Annotated in this window: 12 protein-coding genes, 1 tRNA gene and 2 pseudogenes; 7 read left to right on the top strand and 8 right to left on the bottom strand. The window is 71.2% G+C overall.

Annotated features, from left to right (window positions below; genetic code table 11):
- Positions 1 to 47 precede the first annotated feature (47 nt).
- From NMN56_RS08175 to NMN56_RS08160, 4 genes are all read right to left on the bottom strand, one after another.
- Positions 48 to 1,442 carry an alpha-lytic protease prodomain-containing protein gene (locus NMN56_RS08175; RefSeq protein ID WP_274044360.1) on the bottom strand — a complete coding sequence of 465 codons (1,395 nt, stop codon included), beginning with the start codon at positions 1,440 to 1,442 and terminating at the stop codon, positions 48 to 50.
- Between the two features lie 99 nt (positions 1,443 to 1,541).
- Complete coding sequence (locus tag NMN56_RS08170; RefSeq protein WP_274044361.1) at positions 1,542 to 2,501, bottom strand: LysR family transcriptional regulator; 960 nt, start codon at positions 2,499 to 2,501, stop codon at positions 1,542 to 1,544.
- Positions 2,502 to 2,605: 104 nt separating this feature from the next.
- A complete protein-coding gene (locus tag NMN56_RS08165; protein WP_274044362.1) occupies positions 2,606 to 3,199 on the bottom strand; it encodes a TMEM165/GDT1 family protein in 594 nt (197 codons plus the stop codon).
- A gap of 355 nt (positions 3,200 to 3,554) precedes the next feature.
- The gene (locus NMN56_RS08160) at positions 3,555 to 4,778 is read right to left on the bottom strand and encodes a winged helix DNA-binding domain-containing protein (protein ID WP_274044363.1); all 1,224 of its coding nucleotides are present in this window, start codon (positions 4,776 to 4,778) and stop codon (positions 3,555 to 3,557) included.
- A 234-nt stretch (positions 4,779 to 5,012) separates the two neighbouring features.
- Between NMN56_RS08160 and NMN56_RS08155 the strand changes: the two genes are divergently transcribed.
- From NMN56_RS08155 to NMN56_RS08135, 5 genes are all read left to right on the top strand, one after another.
- A complete protein-coding gene (locus tag NMN56_RS08155; RefSeq protein WP_274044541.1) occupies positions 5,013 to 6,254 on the top strand; it encodes a sensor histidine kinase in 1,242 nt (413 codons plus the stop codon).
- Positions 6,251 to 7,027, top strand: a complete 777-nt coding sequence (locus NMN56_RS08150) for a response regulator (protein WP_274044364.1) — start codon at positions 6,251 to 6,253, stop codon at positions 7,025 to 7,027. Before NMN56_RS08155 ends, NMN56_RS08150 begins: the two co-directional genes overlap by 4 nt.
- Before the next feature lie 219 nt (positions 7,028 to 7,246).
- On the top strand, positions 7,247 to 8,032 hold the full coding sequence (locus NMN56_RS08145) for an Fpg/Nei family DNA glycosylase (protein WP_274044365.1): 786 nt from the start codon (positions 7,247 to 7,249) through the stop codon (positions 8,030 to 8,032).
- Between the two features lie 237 nt (positions 8,033 to 8,269).
- On the top strand, positions 8,270 to 9,628 hold the full coding sequence (locus tag NMN56_RS08140) for an FAD-dependent oxidoreductase (RefSeq protein ID WP_274044366.1): 1,359 nt from the start codon (positions 8,270 to 8,272) through the stop codon (positions 9,626 to 9,628).
- Between the two features lie 156 nt (positions 9,629 to 9,784).
- Positions 9,785 to 11,185: a cytochrome P450 family protein gene (locus NMN56_RS08135; protein ID WP_274044367.1), complete on the top strand. Its 1,401-nt coding sequence runs from the start codon at positions 9,785 to 9,787 to the stop codon at positions 11,183 to 11,185.
- A 175-nt stretch (positions 11,186 to 11,360) separates the two neighbouring features.
- Here the strand turns inward: NMN56_RS08135 and NMN56_RS08130 are convergent, their stop codons facing one another.
- Complete coding sequence (locus tag NMN56_RS08130) at positions 11,361 to 12,494, bottom strand: terpene synthase family protein (RefSeq protein WP_274044369.1); 1,134 nt, start codon at positions 12,492 to 12,494, stop codon at positions 11,361 to 11,363.
- 610 nt (positions 12,495 to 13,104) lie between these two features.
- On the opposite strand from NMN56_RS08130, the pseudogene NMN56_RS08125 reads away from it, so the two are divergent.
- Positions 13,105 to 13,257 (top strand): annotated as a pseudogene (locus NMN56_RS08125) (helix-turn-helix domain-containing protein); the annotation flags it as partial.
- Positions 13,227 to 13,555: pseudogene (locus tag NMN56_RS08120) on the top strand (tyrosine-type recombinase/integrase); the annotation flags it as partial. The pseudogenes NMN56_RS08125 and NMN56_RS08120, both read left to right, overlap by 31 nt.
- A 46-nt stretch (positions 13,556 to 13,601) precedes the next feature.
- Here the strand turns inward: NMN56_RS08120 and NMN56_RS08115 are convergent.
- From NMN56_RS08115 to NMN56_RS08105, 3 genes are all read right to left on the bottom strand, one after another.
- Positions 13,602 to 13,675, bottom strand: a tRNA-Thr gene (locus tag NMN56_RS08115).
- 109 nt (positions 13,676 to 13,784) lie between these two features.
- On the bottom strand, positions 13,785 to 15,404 hold the full coding sequence (locus NMN56_RS08110; protein ID WP_274044370.1) for an alpha/beta hydrolase: 1,620 nt from the start codon (positions 15,402 to 15,404) through the stop codon (positions 13,785 to 13,787).
- A gap of 398 nt (positions 15,405 to 15,802) precedes the next feature.
- Positions 15,803 to 17,014 carry a DNA polymerase III subunit delta' gene (locus NMN56_RS08105; RefSeq protein ID WP_274044371.1) on the bottom strand — a complete coding sequence of 404 codons (1,212 nt, stop codon included), beginning with the start codon at positions 17,012 to 17,014 and terminating at the stop codon, positions 15,803 to 15,805.
- Positions 17,015 to 17,175 lie beyond the last annotated feature (161 nt).

Below are 17,175 nucleotides of genomic sequence, written 5' to 3'. Positions count from 1 at the left end.
GTGCGCCGACCAGAGGGCAGTGCACCTGCGGTGCGTCGTCTCCTGGACTAGGAACGCGCCCACAGTGCGGGGGTGTTCGGCGGCTCCCAGCCCTGCTGTGCGGTGTGCGCCTGGAGGCAGCGGTAGGAGTTGCCGCCGTGCGTCGCCGTGTCGCCCGCCTTGTAGCTCTTGCCCACGGACCAGGTGCCCACGGGCGGATCGGTGGGCGGGTCGGTGGGCGGATCGGTCGGACCGCCGTCCCTGGTCACGAGCGTCAGCCCGTACACGGAGAGCGCGGGGTTGACCGGCTGGAAGAAGGTCGTACCACCCTGGCGGCAGTTGCCCGAGCCGCCGGATGTCATGCCCTGCGCCTGGCTGCCGGAGATGAACGAGCCGCCGGAGTCGCCCGGTTCGGCGCAGACGTTGGTGCGGGTCACACCGGAGACCGTGCCCTGCGGGTACGAGACGCTGGTGTTGCGCTGCTGCACGATGCCGCAGTGCCAGCCCGTCGTCGAGCCGGAACGGCATATGGACGACTGCTCGACGGCCTCCGTCGAACCCGTCACCGTCACATCGCCGTTGCCATAGCCGTTGACCAGCGGGCGCGCCGTCCAGTTGCTGTTGGTCGCGACCCACGCGTAGTCACGGCCGGGGAAGGTGGAGCCCTGGAAGCTGCCCTGCGCCTGCTGGTTGTAGCCGGTCGTGCTCGTGCCCGGTGTGCCGCAGTGGCCCGCCGTCACAAAGCCGGCCTGGCTGCCGCCCCGCGTCACGGAGAAGCCGATGGAACACCGGCCGCCACCCATGTAGTACGCGTCGCCGCCGCGCAGATCGGCGAACGTCCGCGGTTTCGCGTCGGAGTGACGGACCGTCACCTCGGAGCGGTCCACCCCCGCCCGGTCGAGGAAGGCGTGCGCCGAAGCGGTACGGGCCGCCTCCACGACCACGCGGTTCCCCTTCACATCGACGTACCAGACGGGTACGCCCTTGGGCGCCGTGCTCTTGGCCGTACGGTCGAGCGACTTCTTGACTCCGTCCAGTTGGTCCAGGCTGTGCTTCACCACGCGCGCCGTCGCGCCCGCGGCCTCGATGAGTGCGGTCTCCTTCGCCTGGGTCGTCGCGACGACCAGGCGGTCGGCCGTGGGGCCGGTGACATGGGCGCCCGCATAGCTGGCGCCGAGCGAGGAGCGGAGCCGCTCGGCCGTCTCCGAGGCGGAGGACTCGTTGCCTACACGGGTCTTGGCCTGCGCCTTTGTGATGCCCAGGTCCTTGCTCATGGCCTTCAGCAGGCCGGGGGAGAGGTCGGAGGAGCCGGACTGTGCGCGGGTGTCGCGGTCGGGGGTGCCTGGTCCCGCTGAGGCCGAGCTGGTGATCCCGGCCAGTACGAGTGCGCCGGCGGCGAGGGTGGCCGCCGCTGCCGCTGTGGCACGTCTGCGGAGGATGGAACTCTTCACGGGGCTTGCCATGGAGTTCTCCTTGGCTTCGTCGGGGGTTGGCGAAACCGTAGCCGCGTACACGACAGGTCTGGACCTCCCAACCTGCCCCCTCCCACCGTGTTATGGGTCTCATGGCTCCCCCGGATGCGCCCGCCTCCACCGCGCGTAGCTCGGACTCGCCTCCGCTGCCTGGTCATGCACCGCGCGGGCGTGCGCCAGCGCCGTACCGCCCTCGCTCGCGGCGGGCGAATCCGGGTACCAACCGATGACATGCCGCCATATCAGCGGCGAACCGCTGATCGGCAGCGTCACCACACCCGTCGTCGGCGGGAACGTCGCCCTGCACAGCCCGACGGCCCGCCCCACCTGCACCAGGTGTACGCACGAGGCCGTGTCCGTCTCGTACACCGCGTCCGGTGTGAACCCCACCCGGGCGCACGCGGCGGCGAAGCACTCCGCGAAGCAGCCGTCCCCCGGCACGTTCGCCCACCGCTCGGCGGCCAGCTCGCCCAACGGCACCTCGTCGCGCCCCGCGAGGGGATGGCCGTCGCGCAGCATCACGAACACGGGGTCGGTGGCCACCTCCCGCCACACCAGCCGCCCCGAGGCGGGCGGATGGCTCTCGCCGCACACCCCCGTCAGCGCGTAGTCGATACGCCCCTCGATCAGCAGCCCTGCCAGCTCGCGGGCCGACCACGAGGTGTATGTCGTCACCGGCGCGCTCGGGTGCGCCGTCGCCAGCCGGTCGACCAGGCCGCCCAGGAGCGGCCCGTGCGTGCCCCCGAGCCGGAAGCGCGGCAGGCCCGTACGCTCCGTACGTTCCTGGCTGAACCGCCGTGCCTCCTCCTGGAGTTCGGTGACGGCCGGCACCAGCACCCGCGCCCTGTCGAGCACGAGTTCGCCCAGCGCCGTGGGACGCACACCGTTGCGCCCCCGTACGAACAGCTCGCCGCCGAGCGAGCGCTCCATTCTCTTCAACTGCGCGCTGAGCGCCGGCTGAGCCAGCCCCAGTCCCGTAGCTGCCCTGGTGAGGCTGCCCGCCTCGGCTATGGCCCAGATGACCTTCAGGTGGCGCAGCTCCAGATCCATGCGGCACAGCTTGAGCCGACCCCCCACCCCCCGCAAGGGACAGGAGCCCCCAAAACCCAACGTCGCTGCACACCATGGACGCCCGGCGGCGCGCCCGTAGGACCTCAGCCCGTGAACGCCTCGACCAGCGACCAGATCGCGAGCCCCGCCATGCAGGCCCCGCCGATGCGCTGCACCGTCTTGAGCGGAACGCGCTTCGCGATGAACCGTCCCACCAGCAGCGCCAGCGCCGATACGGACATCAGCGCCGCCGCGGCGCCGATCGCGGTGGCGGCGAGGCCGTTGGTTGCGGCGAGGTTCGCCGTGGTGATCTGCGTCAGATCGCCCCACTCGCTGATGAACACGGCCATGAAGGCGGTGGTGTAGACGGGCCAGAACCCGGTCACGGCCCGGCCTGCCCCGTCGGCCCCCTCCTCCCCCTCACCGTCGCCGCCGGCACGCAGCAGCACAAAGGCACCAAAGGCGAACAGCGCCGCCGACACCAGCTTCACCGCCATGTTCGGCAGCAGCCCGATGAGGCTGCCGGCGCCGACCGCGATGGCGACGTGCACGAGAAACGCCGTAGAGGTGCCGAACCAGACATAGAGGGGCCGCATCCGCGTCCCCATCGCCAGGGAGGCGAACATCGTCTTGTCCGGCAGCTCCGCGAGGAAGATCAGCCCGAAGGCGGTGGCGATCGCGACAGGATCGAGAGACATACGAAGAGGCTTTCTGCTGAGGGCCGGGTCCCCGGACCTTCACGAGAACGCCCTGCTCGGCGCGACGGGAGGACCGCTCGACCCGGCACGACGGGTGACGCCGGCAGCTGCCGGCGTCGTCATGCCATGGCCGAAGGTCTCGTCCACCGCCGCACCAGGTACGGAGGCCCGGTAGCCGGGTCCGTCCGCTGCACGGACGCACCAGTATGTCGACCCACCGGTATCTCGGGACTACTCCCCTTCGCTCGAACCAGTCTAACCAGCCCTCTGGACCACCCGTCAGGCCCGGCCCGCCCCGGCCGGCGAAGGCGTCACGCTGCGGCCGGGAACGGTTACTGACCGGGTTTGCCGGGGTTCAGGAAGCGGTGGCGAGGCGGCGTTCGAGAGGGGTGGGGAAGCGGGGGGTGAAGCGGGCGCCGGCGAGGAGATCCTGGAGGCGGGCCGCCTCGCTCTCGATCGCGGCCGTGCCGTCGCGTCCGACATCCTCCAGCACGCCCCATCTGACACGGCCGTCGGGGAGGACGGTCCAGGAACCGACGATGCGGCCGTTCCACCACACGGTGGGGCCGATGTTGCCGGTGCGGTCGAAGAGGTCGGCCGTGTGCGCTGCCGGCAGGTAGTGGTCACGCTGCTTCCAGCCCATCGCGGTGGGGTCCAGGGAGGGCAACAGCGCGGCCCACGGCTCCGGTCGGGGCGCGGCGCCGGCGTGAGCTGTGGCGTGAGCTGTGGCGTCGTCGGGCAGAAGCCAGCCCGTGCCGCCGTCGTCCAGGTCGACGGGCTGGGCGCGCTCGGCGGACAGCGCCTTGCGCACGGCCGTGACGGGCCAGCCCGTCCACCACTTGATGTCGGCCTCGGTGGCCGGACCGAAGGCGGCGAGATACTCACGCAGCAGTGCGGCGCGCGCCTCGTCCTCGGCCGCCGGGCCGTGCGGCTCCGCCAGGGCCCACATGTACTGGCCCGAGACCCAGGAACCGAGCGGCCTGCCCCGTACGAGAGTGCCCTCCATGGCCATCACCCGCAGCAGATGGAGCCCGACCGTCTGCCTGCTCTCGTACGGTTTGCCGGGCGCGACGACCACCGACTCGCGCAACGCCGGTACGTACCCGCCGAGTTGGGCAGCGCTGAGGCTGCCGTGCTCGGCGAGAACGTCACGCACGGCCTGCTCCGCCCCGGCGAGCAGGCCGGCGCCGAGGCCGCCCCCGGCCACGAAGGCGTCCAGCGAACGGCGTTCGGTCGCGGCGATCCTGTGCATGGTGGATGCCTGGAGCACGGGAGCGAGCCGGTCCGTGACCACGAAGAGGGTGCGCCGCATCCCGTGCATGCGTACCAGCGAGGCTTCCTCGTACAGCGCCTCGTCCAGCACCTTGTCCACGGCGAACCCCGGGTCCGCCAGCCGCGCCAGAGCCGAGAGGTGCACGGAAGCCGGGTCGCTCGCGTGCAGGGCCACCACCGCGTCCGTGACCTCCTCCGGCGTACGGCCCCTGGCGTACGGAACGAGCCGGTGCCGTACGGCGAGGCGGTCGCGGCGCTGGGCGGCGGTGATACGCGGACGTACGGGCGTGGGCGGACGTACGGGCATGGGGAGGAACACTCATTCCTGGAGACGCTTCTTCGGGACGCTTGTGCCGGGCACTTGCACCGGACGCCCGGCGCCCCGCCGGGACCGCGGACGGTGTTGGGCACACTCGCACCAGTAGCGGACAGATACTGGCCTGAAGAGCACACCGTCTCCCGCGCACGCCAGGCCCCCGCGCACACCAGGCCCCCGCGCGCCCTCATGCCTGACAGGACGGAACAGCCGCAGGTGAACGAGATGAAACGGGCGGAACAGCCGCACCGGACACGACAGACGCAGCAACCGGAACGGCCGCCTCTGACGGGGCAGGGCGACCAGGCAGGAGAGACGGCGCGGTGGAGCGCGCTCGTCGGGCGCTGGCACTCCCGGCGGGCCACCGTCCAGGACGGGGTGCTGGCGGGCGGCGTCACCGTGCTGGCCTTCGTACCCCAGCTCGCCGACGCCGGTGTGGTCCTCGGCAGCATGCCGGAACGCGCCCTCGACGCACCTGGCGTGCTGCTGACCGTCGCGCAGAGCCTTCCGCTGCTGCTGCGCCGCAGCCGGCCCCTGCTCTGTCTGGCGCTCGTCACCGCGGCATTCGCCGTACACCAGGCGCTCGGCTACCCGCCCACGGTGGCCGGCTACGGGCTGTACCTCGCGCTCTACAGCCTCGGCGCACACCAGGTCCGCTTCCGGCTCGTCGGCGCAGCGGCGTTCGCGGTGGTCTACGCGGCGCTGTCGGCGGTACTCGCCGCTCTGGGCTCGCCGGAGGGGCCCTGGGACTTCGCGGCCTTCTCCCTCTTCCTGCTCGGGTTCGCGGGAGCGGGCGCCTGGATACGCGTCTGGCGGACCGGTGAGGCCGCACGGCGCCGCTACGAGGCGAGGCTGGCCGTCTCCAGGGAACGGGCCCGGATCGCACGGGAGTTGCACGACGTGGTGACCCACCATGTGACCGCGATGGTCGTACAGGCCGAAGCGACGCAGTACTTGCTGGACCACCCGGAGAGGGTCACGGAAGGACTCGGCACCGTCAGCGACACCGGCCGCCGCGCACTGACCGAACTGCGCCACCTCCTCGACGTACTGGACGCGTCCGACTCGCCGCCCGCACCCGGCACCCCGGCGGTCGGCCTGCTCGACGACCTGATCGACGAAACCCGCAGGGCGGGTCAGGATGTGCGGATGACGCAAGAGGGCGAACGGGGGCCGATGGACGGCGGAGTGGAACTCGCCGTCTACCGCATCGCCCAGGAAGGGCTGACCAACGCACGTAAGCACGCCCCGGGTCGCCCCTCGGAGATCCTGGTCCGCTACAGCACCGACACGGTCGGGATCGAGGTGCGCACCGCGGGCCCCGAGGTCGGCGCCACGACACCGGGCCGTGGCCTGACCGGACTCAAGGAGCGGGTCGGCCTGCTCGGCGGTGAACTACGGGCAGGCGGGCGCGAGGGAGGCGGATTCACCGTGGAAGCATGTATTCCGGTGCGGGGTGCGGCATGACCGATCCGACCCGCTTCACAGGGGGTAACGACTCCACGGGCAGGCCGGGCGCCACCGCCCCCACTGCCAGGACCGGCGGCCCGACCGGGCCCACCACCCCGATCCGCGTGCTGATCTGCGAGGACCAGCAGCTCGTGCGGGCCGGCTACGTCACCATCCTCGGCGCGCAGCCCGATGTGGAGATCGCCGGGGAGGCCGGTGACGGCCGTTCCGCCGTCGAACAGGCCGTGCGGCTGCGCCCCGATGTCGTCGTGATGGACATCCAGATGCCCGTACTCGACGGCATCGAGGCAACCAGGCTGCTCGCAGGGCCGGACGCCGGCGCACCGATCAAGGTGCTGGTGGTCACCACCTTCAACCTCGACGAGTACGTGTACGAGGCCCTGCGCGCCGGAGCCAGCGGTTTCCTGCTCAAGGACGCACCGCCGGCGGACCTGATCAACGCTGTGCGCACCGTGGCCACCGGGGACTCGCTGCTGGCGCCCGCCGTGACGCGCAGGCTGATCGGCCGCTTCGCCGACCGGATACGTCCAGGCACCGACCCCCGCACAAACGCACACACACCGCTCACCGACCTGACCGCGCGTGAGTACCAGGTGCTGGAACTGATCGCAGCCGGGCTGTCCAACGCCGAGATCGCGGCGCAGCTGGTCCTCAGCCACGAGACGGTGAAGACGTACGTGTCCCGCATCCTGACGAAGCTGGGCCTGCGTGACCGCGTCCAGGCCGTCGTCTTCGCCCACCGGAACGGCGTCGTCACAGCGACCGGCTGAACGCGCCACGGCACGAGGCCGCTCGGCCGCTCGGCCACCAGACCCCCTCGCCGCCTGGCCGCCTGGCCGCCACGGACGCACGCACCCCGCCCCGCACCGCTCCCCAGCGTGCCCAGCCCTCCCGGCCCGGCTTCCGCCCCTCCCCCACCGGCAGGCGCCGGACCGCCACCCCTCGTACGCTGGACGGAAAGCGCGATCCACCGGTAGCGAGGTGCGGCCATGCCCGAACTCCCCGATGTAGAGGGCTTCCGACGGGTCCTCGCCGACTGTGCGCAGGGCCGGACGATCAAGCGGGTCGACGTACGGGACACGGGCGTCCTGCACGAGGTCAGCGCCCAGCGGTTCCGCCGCGACCTGGAGGGCCGCAGGTTCACGGAGCCCGAACGGCGCGGGAAGTGGCTGCTCGCCCGTACGGGAGGCCCCACCGTGCTGCTGCACTTCGGCATGACAGGCCGCCTCGTGTGTGCCCGCGCCGACGAGGACCTCCACGCTCATGACCGCGTCCTGTTCACCCTCGGCAACGAGCGCCAGCTCCGCTACCGCGACATGCGCAAACTCAAGGGCCTCTGGCTCGCCGAGGACCGCGACGCCGCCCAGCTCCTCGACCAGGGCCCCGACGCGCTGTCTGTCTCCCGCACCGACTTCGAGGCCGCACTCGCCGGAAAGCGGGGCGGGCTCAAGTCGGCCCTCATGGACCAGTCGCTCCTGGCCGGCCTCGGCAACCTGCTGGCCGACGAGATCCTCTGGCAGGCCAAGCTGCACCCGGCCCGCTCCACCGCCTCACTCTCGGACGACGAACGCGCCAACCTGTACCGCACCATGCGCCGCGTACTGCGCTCCTCGGTCAGCGCAGGACAGGTACCACCCCGCGACACCTGGCTCACCGGCCACCGCGACGCCCCGCACAACGCCCCCTGCCCCCGCTGCGGAACCCACCTGCGCTCCACCCGCATCGCAGGCCGCACCACCCTCTGGTGCCCCCACTGCCAACCGGCGCCGAACTGAACCCCGTTGCGGAGCAGCCCGCCCCACTCCCCCGGCTCCTGCCCGGGACGTAGCAGGTCGCCGTAGCAGGTCGCCGTAGCAGGGCCGCCGTAGCAAGCCGCCGTATCGCCCACCAGAAGGCACCCCACCCAACCGACGTAACCGATCAGTTCTGAACACGGCCGGGTCGGTAACACGCATTTCCGCCACCGGACCGGGGCAGGCTTTGATCTTCAACTGTCGGTGGAGAGGTGAGGCATGCATCAGGGCACTGCGATAGTCATAGGCGCCGGTATCTGCGGACTGACGACGGCGGCCGTGCTGTCCCAGCACTTCGACGCGGTGGTTCTGGTGGAACGGGCACAGTTGCCCGAGGACTCGTCTCCACGGCGCGGCACCCCGCAGGCCCGTCACGTGCACGGCCTGCTCGCGCGCGGGGCCGAGCACCTGGAGGCTCTCTTCCCTGGCCTGCGCGAGGAGTTGCGGTCCGGGGGAGCGCCCGTGTTCGACCACGGCAGTGCCCGTACACAGGTGTGGGCCGGCACGCTCCCGGCGGCGACGATCGGGATCGAGGTCCAGACAGCGCACCGCGACGACCTGGAGGCGGCCATCAGGCGCCGCGTGCTGAACCTGCCCCGGGTGACGGTGCGCGACGGAACGGCCGTCGAGGGCCTGCACATGGACGCGGACAACCGCCGTGTGGACGGCGTGGTGATCAGCTGCGGCGGTGAACAGGAGCTGCTGGAAGCCGCATTGGTCGTGGACGCCAGCGGGCGGGCCTCACGGCTGCCGGACTGGCTTCAGCAGGTGCGGTACCCGCAGCCCGCCGAGAAGATCGTGGACGGCGGCCTCACCTACGTAAGCCGCGTGTTCGAAGCGCCCGGGGTACCCGGGGTACACGGACTGCAGCAGATGAACCAGGCACCCGACCGCCCCGGGGGCACCTACGCCGCTGACATCGGCCAGGACCGCTGGCTCGTCACCCTGTTCGGCGCCGGCGGGACGCAGCCGCCGCTGGACGACCACGAGTGGCGCGCGTACGCGGAGTCGCTGGACAACCCGGACCTGCGCGCCCTGCTGGCCGACGCGAAGCCCGTCGGCCCGTCGCACCAGCACCTCGACACGCGCAACAGGTGCCGCCAGTACGACAAGCTGCCGCGCCGGCCTGAGCGGCTGGTCGCGCTGGGCGACGCGTACTGCGCGTTCAACCCGGTCTACGGGCAGGGCATGACCGTAGCGGTCCTCCAGGCCGTTGAGCTGGGCAAGGCACTCGCCGGACGCGAGTCGCTTGACGGGCTCGCACACCACGTGCAGCGCCGCGTGGCACGGCTGGCCCAGGTTCCGTGGCTGATGGCGACGAGCGAGGACCGTGTGTGGGCGGCGGTGGTCGGCGGGCGGAAGGCGAGCGCGCCACTGCGCATGACGGCTTGGTACAAGCAGAGGCTGTTGTACCTGGCTGTGCACGACAAGGACCCCGCCGTGCTCAGGACGTTCTTCTCCGTCTTCCACATGCTCAAGTCACCCGCCGCGATGGCACATCCGCGCATCATGGCGAAGGTGATCCTGCGCGCGCGCAGCCCCCACACGGCGCAGGAACCGGCCTCGGCCCTCACCTGAGGCTCGCGGATCCGGGGCGGCGGGGCGGGGCGGCCGGGGGGCGGGCTCCCGCCGCCGAAGTCGGCTTCTGCTGGAAGGCGTTGACGCCTAGGCTCTCCAACAAGATCGCAGCGGGCACCGGAGCCCGCCGCCTGTCGGTTGATTGTTGGAGACCTTGTGACCACGCCGCCGTACGAACATCCCCATTTCGCCTCGAAGTCGGGACCACCCCCCGGGTGCCCCGCGCACGCGCGCGGCATCGAAAGCGCGAGACTGTACGGGCCCGAGGTGGAGGCGGACTACACGGCGGCCGAGGAGGCGCTGCGCAAGCGCTTCGGGCCCGTCGCCCCTGTCACCCTGCAGGGCGACGTACCCGCGTGGCTGATCCTGGGCTACCGGGAGAACCTCGAAGTGATGCGCAACCCCTCCCTCTTCACGCGTGACTCGCGGCACTGGAACATCCAGCTCGACGAGGGCAGCCCCCTGGCCCCGCTCACGGCCTGGCAGCCGCTGACCAACCTCACCGACGGCGAGGAACACACACGGCTGCGCGCTGCCGTCACCCAGAGCCTCGCCAACTTCTCCAGCCGCCAGGAGTCCGAGTCCGGCGGTCACGGCGTGCACCGCTACGTCGTGTGGCGCAGCCACCAGCTCATCGACCAGTTCGCGGCGCGCGGCTCGGCCGACCTGATCTCGGAGTTCGCGGACCTGCTGCCCCTGCGCGTCATATCCCGGCTGCTCGGCCTCTCGGAAGCCCACGTTCCGGCCCTGGTCGACTCCGTACGGGACACGATCAGTGGGTCGGCGACCGCTGTGACCAGTAGCGAACAGATCACCCGGCTCCTCTACGACCTCGTCGCGCTCAAGCGCGAGGTGCCCGGACACGACATCACGTCCCGGCTGATCACCCACAAGCTGGGCGAGCGCCTAGGCGAGGAACACCTGCGGCAGGAGGTGGCCGAACACCTGCGGATGCTGCTCACCGCCACGCACTCCACCACTGCACCCCTGCTGGGCAGCACGCTACGGATGAGCCTTTCCGACCGGCGCTTCCGCGGCCACCTGGCCGGAGGCCAGATGACGCTGCCCACCGCGGTCGAACAGGTCCTGTGGGACTCGCCCCCCTTCCCCCGCCTGGTCGGACGCTGGGCGACGGCGGACACCGACCTGGCCGAGCAGCGGATACGCAAGGGCGACCTCCTCGTGCACGGTCTGGCAGCCGCCAACCGCGACCCGAAGATCCGCCCCGACCTGGACGAGCCGATGCACGGCAACAACGCGCATCTGAGCTTCTCCGCAGGCCCCCACGAGTGCCCCGGTAAGAACCTCGCGCGCGGCATCGTGTCCGCCGGCATCGACGTGCTCCAGGAACGGCTTGAGGGGCTACGACTGGCCGTCCCCACAAGCGAGGTCCACGAGAGCCAGGCCCTGATGTCCCGTCACCTCGACCGGCTCCCCGTCACCTTCACACCCCGCCCCCACAGGGCCGGCGTAGGCGGTCCCCCCGGAGCCCAGCCCCAGCACGCGCCGATACCGCAGAGCGGCACCGCAACACCTCACGCCCTGTCCCACGGGTAGGCCGCACCGGGCCAGCCGCCAACACGCGCCACCGGCGCTACCCCGCGCGGCAGTAAACCGCGCAGGGACGGGACTCCGGACGGGACGGGGGCTCCGGAAGAGAGCTCAGGAGTGGACGACTCCGGAACGGAGGACCCGGGACGAACGGCTACGGGGGCCACGTGAACCGCGCGTCCTACACGGCCAGTTGCTCCCACCACCACCTGACCGAAGCGACCGGGAGCGGGCGCAGGCTGTCGTCGGTGGGACGGGATGCCCACCACGCCGCCGGCGGGCGTCCCGTCCTCTCCGCCGCGTTCCCGCCGGCCTTGGCGTCCGCGGCGTCGTCGACGTCGGCGGCGGCGGCGGCGGCGTAACGCACGCACTCGGAAGCCCAGTTCAGGTGCCCGCGCACAAACTGCGCCAGCCCCTCCAGATACTGCCGCAGGGGAGCCCCCGCATCCGCCGCAACCTGCTCCAGAAGCCGCAGGAAAAGCGCCATCACCCGGTCCCGCAGCACCACAGCCTCGTCCTGGGCACGGCTCAGCGAGGTGCGGTGCTCGCGAGCCAGCACATCCACCACGTTCAGCGCGTCACCCGCGCGGTGCAACTCCTTCTCACGGGAGTACAGATCGTTGTCCAGAGCGACAAGGGCCCACGTCATCTCCGTCAGTGCCCGCACATCGGGCCTGTCCAACTCGCCGTCGCTCACCTCGATCCCCGCTACGACCGGGATCAGCGCCGTGGAGGGTGCCATGCCTATGGCCCCCATCCACACAGGCAGATACTCCTCCAGGCTCGGCAGCCGCTCGGAGCGCCGGAAAGCCGTCTCTGCCACCACCGCCGACAGATACCTCTCCATACCCGCCACCCAGCGCCGCACCTGCGGCGGCGTGGCGTGGCCCTCCAGGTCGATACGTATCTCCCGCAGCGCCAGAGCCCGGGCCGAGTCGTCCGCACGCGGCTCGGCCGACCCGTCCAACAGCGCGAGTATCCGTTCCACCTGACGCGCCATCTGCTCCGGCGCCACCGTGCCCTCGTCCACATCGTCGTCGAGCGAGAACAATGTCGCGTGCAGCTTCGTCGCCGTGAGCAGCGCCTCCGGGTGCCCGTACGGCATGGTCAGCGCGGCCAAGTCGCCGAAATCCGCCTGCTCCAGACGCCGCAACTGCGTCGGCTCCGTCTCCAGCATCCTCAGCCGCAGCCACTCCAGAGCCCCGGCCTCCAGCTCGTCCGGCCGGGAGAACTGTGCACTCGGCGCCGGCAACGGGCACCAGAACGCGGGGACAACGACCCGTTCGTGTGCGGGAGCAGCCGAAGCGTCCTTCATACGGCCACCCGCCGTTCGCCGCCCCAGCCGGATATCCGTACGCGCTGCGACCCCGCAGCGAACGCCTTGCCCATCTGGACCCCACTCGTCATCGCAGTCCGTAACGAACCACTGTCGAATCGTGCCGCTGGCATACCTGCCCCCTCGCTCACCACCAGCAACTCAGGCCCCACGCATGTGATCAAGATCATGCCAACTCAACCCAACTCACCACCAGGCCCCACCCACTGGTGCCCTTTCAGCGTTGCCGTTCCAGAAGGAGGACGGCGCGGTGATTGATGTCATTCGATTCGGTCTGCCCCCGGCTTTGTGGAAGATGCCCCGTCCTTCAGACGGGCCACGCCACACCCCGCTCCACCGGAGCCCGCACTGCGGACAGCTCGCGGTTGTCCGTCTGCCGAGCTGGTGTCAGGACACGGCCTGTCGGACGTCTGGGGTTGTGCCCACGGTCCGGCTCCCATGCAGACGCGGTCCGCGAGCACCGTGTCGCCGTAGCTGTGTTGTCCCGGCACATTGGTGACGGGTGCCCTCTGAAGGGTGTTCGAACGAGGTGAGGGCCTTCTGGCTGGTGTGGATTGCGACATCTACCGACGAGGGCAGAAGGCCCACCATCCACCGTAACGCTCCGCCGACCCCGACCGGCCGTCTGCGTCCGGCCCGTTGTCTTGTGGGCAAGGGCTGGCCGTTGCACCAGGCTGCGGAACGCTTACAAGTCAGTCACACCACCGCAGCCCGCTGGGCCGACCGCTACCGGCCGCAGGGCCAGCGGATTGGGAGGAGTTCAAAGAACTGCTGGATCGTCGTCCTACAGCCGAAGCCGCCACACGGCCGGCACCATCCTGAACAAGCCGGGGGGACATGCCTACGATCATGGAGATCCTGCGGCACACCAGATCAGCCGGACGCGGCGGTACGTCAAGGGTCGGTCGGAACTGTCGAAGGAGGCCATGCGGCGCATGGGGGACGCCTTCATGCCGTCGCCCCGGGCCACGTCTGAGACCAAAACTGAGACTGGGCAGACCCGCGCCGAGAGGGCGAGGCGCCGCCGTCGCATCCGCTGATACAGAAAACCCCAGGCCAGAGAACCTCTGGCCTGGGGTTAGGCGGAGCCGCCTGGGGGAGTCGAACCCCCGACCTACGCATTACGAGTGCGTCGCTCTGGCCAACTGAGCTAAGGCGGCAAGCTGCGTGGATGCCAGCGTGGCAGCCGCAGCGGCGATAAGTCTACAGGGTTTGCGGGGGTGCTCCCGACCGGGCTGGGGCCGGGCGAGAGGCGGGGGTCTGGGCTGGTCAGCGGCAGGTTGTGCCGTTCTGGGGGGCCTGGCCGCGCAGGAGGTAGCCGTTGATCGCTTCGTCCACGCAGCGGCTGCCGCGCAGGTAGGCGGTGTGGCCGTCGCCCTCGTACGTGACGAGGCGGCCCGTGCTGAGCTGGCCGGCGAGGCCGCGGGCCCAGCGGTATGGGGTTGCGGGGTCGCGGGTGGTGCCGACCACGACGACGGGGTCGGCGCCCTCGGCGGCGATGCGGTGCGGGGAGCCGGTGGGGTCCTGGGGCCAGTCGGCGCAGTTCATCGCCGCCCAGGCGAAGCCACGGCCGAAGACGGGGCTGGCCTTCTCGAAGGAAGGCAGCGCCTTCTTCACCTCGTCAGGGCCGGTGAAGGCGGGCGGCAGGTCCAGGCAGTTCACGGCCGGGTTCGCGTACATGGTGTTGCTGTAGGAGCCGTCGGGACCGCGCTCGTAGTAGTCGTCCGAGAGGGCGAGAAGCTGTTCGCCGTTGCCCTTCTTCGCGGCGGTCAGCGCCTCGCGCAGGACCGGCCAGGACCCCTCGTCGTACATCGCGCGGATCACACCCGTCGTCGCCTGGGACTCGGTGAGGCTGCGGCGCGGGGAGCCGGTGTCCAGCGGCTTGCGGTCAACCCGTTCGAAGAAGGCGCTCAGTTGGGCGCCCGCCTCCCGTACGGTGCCGTCGCCGAGGGGGCAGTCCGAGTGGGAGACGCAGTCGCGCGCGAACGCCTTGAACGCCGCCTCGAAGCCCGCCGTCTGCTCCCGGTTGACCCGTAGGGAGGAGAGCGAGGGGTCCATGGCGCCGTCGAGGACGAGGCGGCCCGCGCGCTGCGGGAACAGACCGGCGTAGGTGGCGCCGAGGTACGTGCCGTAGGAGGCACCCACATAGTTCAGCTTCTTGTCGCCGAGCACCGCACGCAGCACGTCCATGTCGCGGGCGGCCTCCATGGTCGACGCGTGCCCGAGCAGCTTGCCCGAACGCTTCTGGCAGCCCTGCCCGAACTTCCCGTAAGCGGCGGAGAGTTCGACGGTCTCGCCCTCGTCGTCCGGCGTCTGGTCGACGCGGGTGTACGCGTCCATCTGCTTGTCGCTGAGGCACTCGACGGGTTCGCTGCGACCGACGCCACGCGGGTCCATGCCGACCAGCGAGAACCGTTCGCGCACCTCGGCCGGGTAGGCCACACCGGCCGACTGCTGCACGTACTCGACGGCCGAGCCGCCGGGGCCACCCGGGTTGACGTGCAGCGAACCGGCACGCTTCCTACCCGACCCGCCCGGCTTCGCCCCCGACCCGCCCGGCTTCGTCCGCGTGACGGCCAGGCGCACCTCGTGCTCCGAACCGCTTCGCGGGTGCTCATAGTCCAACGGCACGCGGAGTGTGGCGCACTCGAAGCCGGCGGGGCCGCAGCCGCGCCAGTCGAGCTTCTGGCCGTAGTACGGCCTGAGGCCGTCGGGCACCTTCGCGGGCAGCGGCTTGAGCGGCGGCGCCGGCGCCCCGGCGCTGGTACTGGTCGCCGACGCCTCCGAGTGCGGTTCCTCCGGCGAACCACCGTTCGTACAGCCCGAGATCAGCAGTCCCGCGACCGCGATCCCGACACCCGGAACGCGGAGGAAACGTGTGGTGTGCATGATGCGGTCCCTCCGCTCGCGGCATGTGCTGGGAGCGTATCCGGACCGGTCCAGGCCATGCCCCTACCGCCCGTCTCCAGCCGGACGAGTGAGCAGCACCACAGTGGTCCCCAGCACCACACGGCCAACCGGTTCGGCCCGAGCGGCGCCCCAACTGCCGTACGCCCGCCACCGACTCGCCGTACGTGCCCCACCGCGGCGACCGTCGTACGGACGCGAACGCGGCGACCGTCGCACGGACACCGACCGCAGTCGTACGGATACGAACGCGGCGACCGTCGCGCGGGCACCGACCGCAGCCACCGTCGTACCGCTCCGGCACAACCGACATCATCTGCGCCCACCGGCGCCCACCCGCACGACCGGCTCCCCCAACGACGTTGCCCCGCCCAACCGCGTCAGCCCGCCCGCAGGGCCATCGTCATCGCCTCGACAGCGAGCAGCGGCGCGACGTTGCGGTCGAGTGCCTGCCGGCAGTCCAGTACGGCTTCTATACGGCGCAGCGTCTGCTCGGGGCGTGAGTTCGCGGCCAGTCTCCCGATCGTCTCGGCCGCCTCCGTGTGCGCCAGGGCGACGTTCGAGCCCAACTGCCGTGCCAGTACGTCGCGGTAGTAGCCCATGAGGTCGGTCAGCGCCAGGTCGAGGGAGTCGCGCTGGGTACGCGTGGCACGCCGCTTCTGCTTGTCCTCCAGCTCCTTCATGGCGCCCGCGGTGCCGCGCGGCATCCGTTTGCCCTCGGAACCGCCGAGCGCCGCGCGCAGGCCCTCGGTCTCCTTCGCGTCCAGTTCACCGGCGACCTGCTTGGCGTCCTCGCCCGCCGCGTCCACCAGCTCCTGGGCCGCACGCAGCGCGGTCCCTACGTCGTCGACCTTGCCCGGCAGCCGCAGCACCGCCTCGCGCCGTGCCCGCGCGCGCTCGTCCGTCGCCAGCCGCAGCGCCCTGTCGATGTGGCCCTGCGTGGCGCGCGCGGCGAAGGCCGCCGTCTCGGGGTCGACACCGTCGCGCCGCATCAGCAGGTCGGCCACCGCGTCCACGGGGGGCGTACGCAGTGCCAGGTGGCGGCAGCGTGAACGGATCGTCGGCAGCACGTCCTCCGTCGACGACGCGCACAGCAGCCACACCGTGCGCGGTGCGGGCTCCTCGATGGCCTTGAGCAGGACGTTCCCCGCACCCTCCGTCAGGCGGTCGGCGTCCTCCATGACGATCGTCTGCCAGCGGCCGGCCGAGGGCGACATCTGTGCTCTGCGTACGAGGTCGCGGGTCTCCTTGACGCCGATGGACAGCAGGTCCGTACGGACGATCTCGACGTCGGCGTGCGTGCCCAGCAGCGAGGTGTGACACCCGTCGCAGAACCCGCATCCCGGCTCACCGCCCAGCGCCCTGTCCGGGCTCACACACTGCAACGCGGCGGCGAACGCACGTGCGGCCGTGGGCCGTCCCGAACCCGGCGGGCCCGTGAACAGCCACGCGTGCGTCATGGCCGAGCCGGACAGTCCGGCCGACCCGCGCTCCGCCGCCTCCGCCGTCACGAACGCGTCGGCGTCCCGCGCGGCAGCCCTCAGCTGCCCCGCCGGACGCTCTTGCCCTACGAGGTCGTCCCACACGCTCATGCCGCCATTGTCCCGGACGCCACTGACAGGAACGCCCTCGCCGGGGAAAGCGCAGGTGGGAACGCCCGGCAGGAAGCGCGCCGACGAGCGACAGCGCCCGTTACCGGCGCACGCACCGCGCGTCCCACCAGCGGTGGCCCCGCACCCGGTGACCGGCGTCC

The sequence above is a fragment of the Streptomyces iconiensis genome, from assembly GCF_028657195.3.
GTDB classification, from domain to species: Bacteria; Actinomycetota; Actinomycetes; order Streptomycetales; family Streptomycetaceae; genus Streptomyces; species Streptomyces iconiensis.
Note: the sequence above shows the minus strand (reverse complement) of the source record. Positions and strands in the feature narration are given on the sequence as shown.

Excerpts from the sequence above, each read along its gene's own strand:
- NMN56_RS08160 (WP_274044363.1), bottom strand. The coding sequence starts at position 4,778 with ATGCCCGTACGTCCGCCCACGCCCGTACGTCCGCGTATCACCGCCGCC.
- NMN56_RS08170 (WP_274044361.1), bottom strand. The coding sequence starts at position 2,501 with ATGGATCTGGAGCTGCGCCACCTGAAGGTCATCTGGGCCATAGCCGAG.
- NMN56_RS08140 (WP_274044366.1), top strand. The coding sequence starts at position 8,270 with ATGCATCAGGGCACTGCGATAGTCATAGGCGCCGGTATCTGCGGACTG.
- NMN56_RS08130 (WP_274044369.1), bottom strand. The coding sequence starts at position 12,494 with ATGAAGGACGCTTCGGCTGCTCCCGCACACGAACGGGTCGTTGTCCCC.
- NMN56_RS08110 (WP_274044370.1), bottom strand. The coding sequence starts at position 15,404 with ATGCACACCACACGTTTCCTCCGCGTTCCGGGTGTCGGGATCGCGGTC.
- NMN56_RS08150 (WP_274044364.1), top strand. The coding sequence starts at position 6,251 with ATGACCGATCCGACCCGCTTCACAGGGGGTAACGACTCCACGGGCAGG.
- NMN56_RS08105 (WP_274044371.1), bottom strand. The coding sequence starts at position 17,014 with ATGAGCGTGTGGGACGACCTCGTAGGGCAAGAGCGTCCGGCGGGGCAG.
- NMN56_RS08165 (WP_274044362.1), bottom strand. The coding sequence starts at position 3,199 with ATGTCTCTCGATCCTGTCGCGATCGCCACCGCCTTCGGGCTGATCTTC.
- NMN56_RS08155 (WP_274044541.1), top strand. The coding sequence starts at position 5,013 with ATGAAACGGGCGGAACAGCCGCACCGGACACGACAGACGCAGCAACCG.
- NMN56_RS08175 (WP_274044360.1), bottom strand. The coding sequence starts at position 1,442 with ATGGCAAGCCCCGTGAAGAGTTCCATCCTCCGCAGACGTGCCACAGCG.
- NMN56_RS08145 (WP_274044365.1), top strand. The coding sequence starts at position 7,247 with ATGCCCGAACTCCCCGATGTAGAGGGCTTCCGACGGGTCCTCGCCGAC.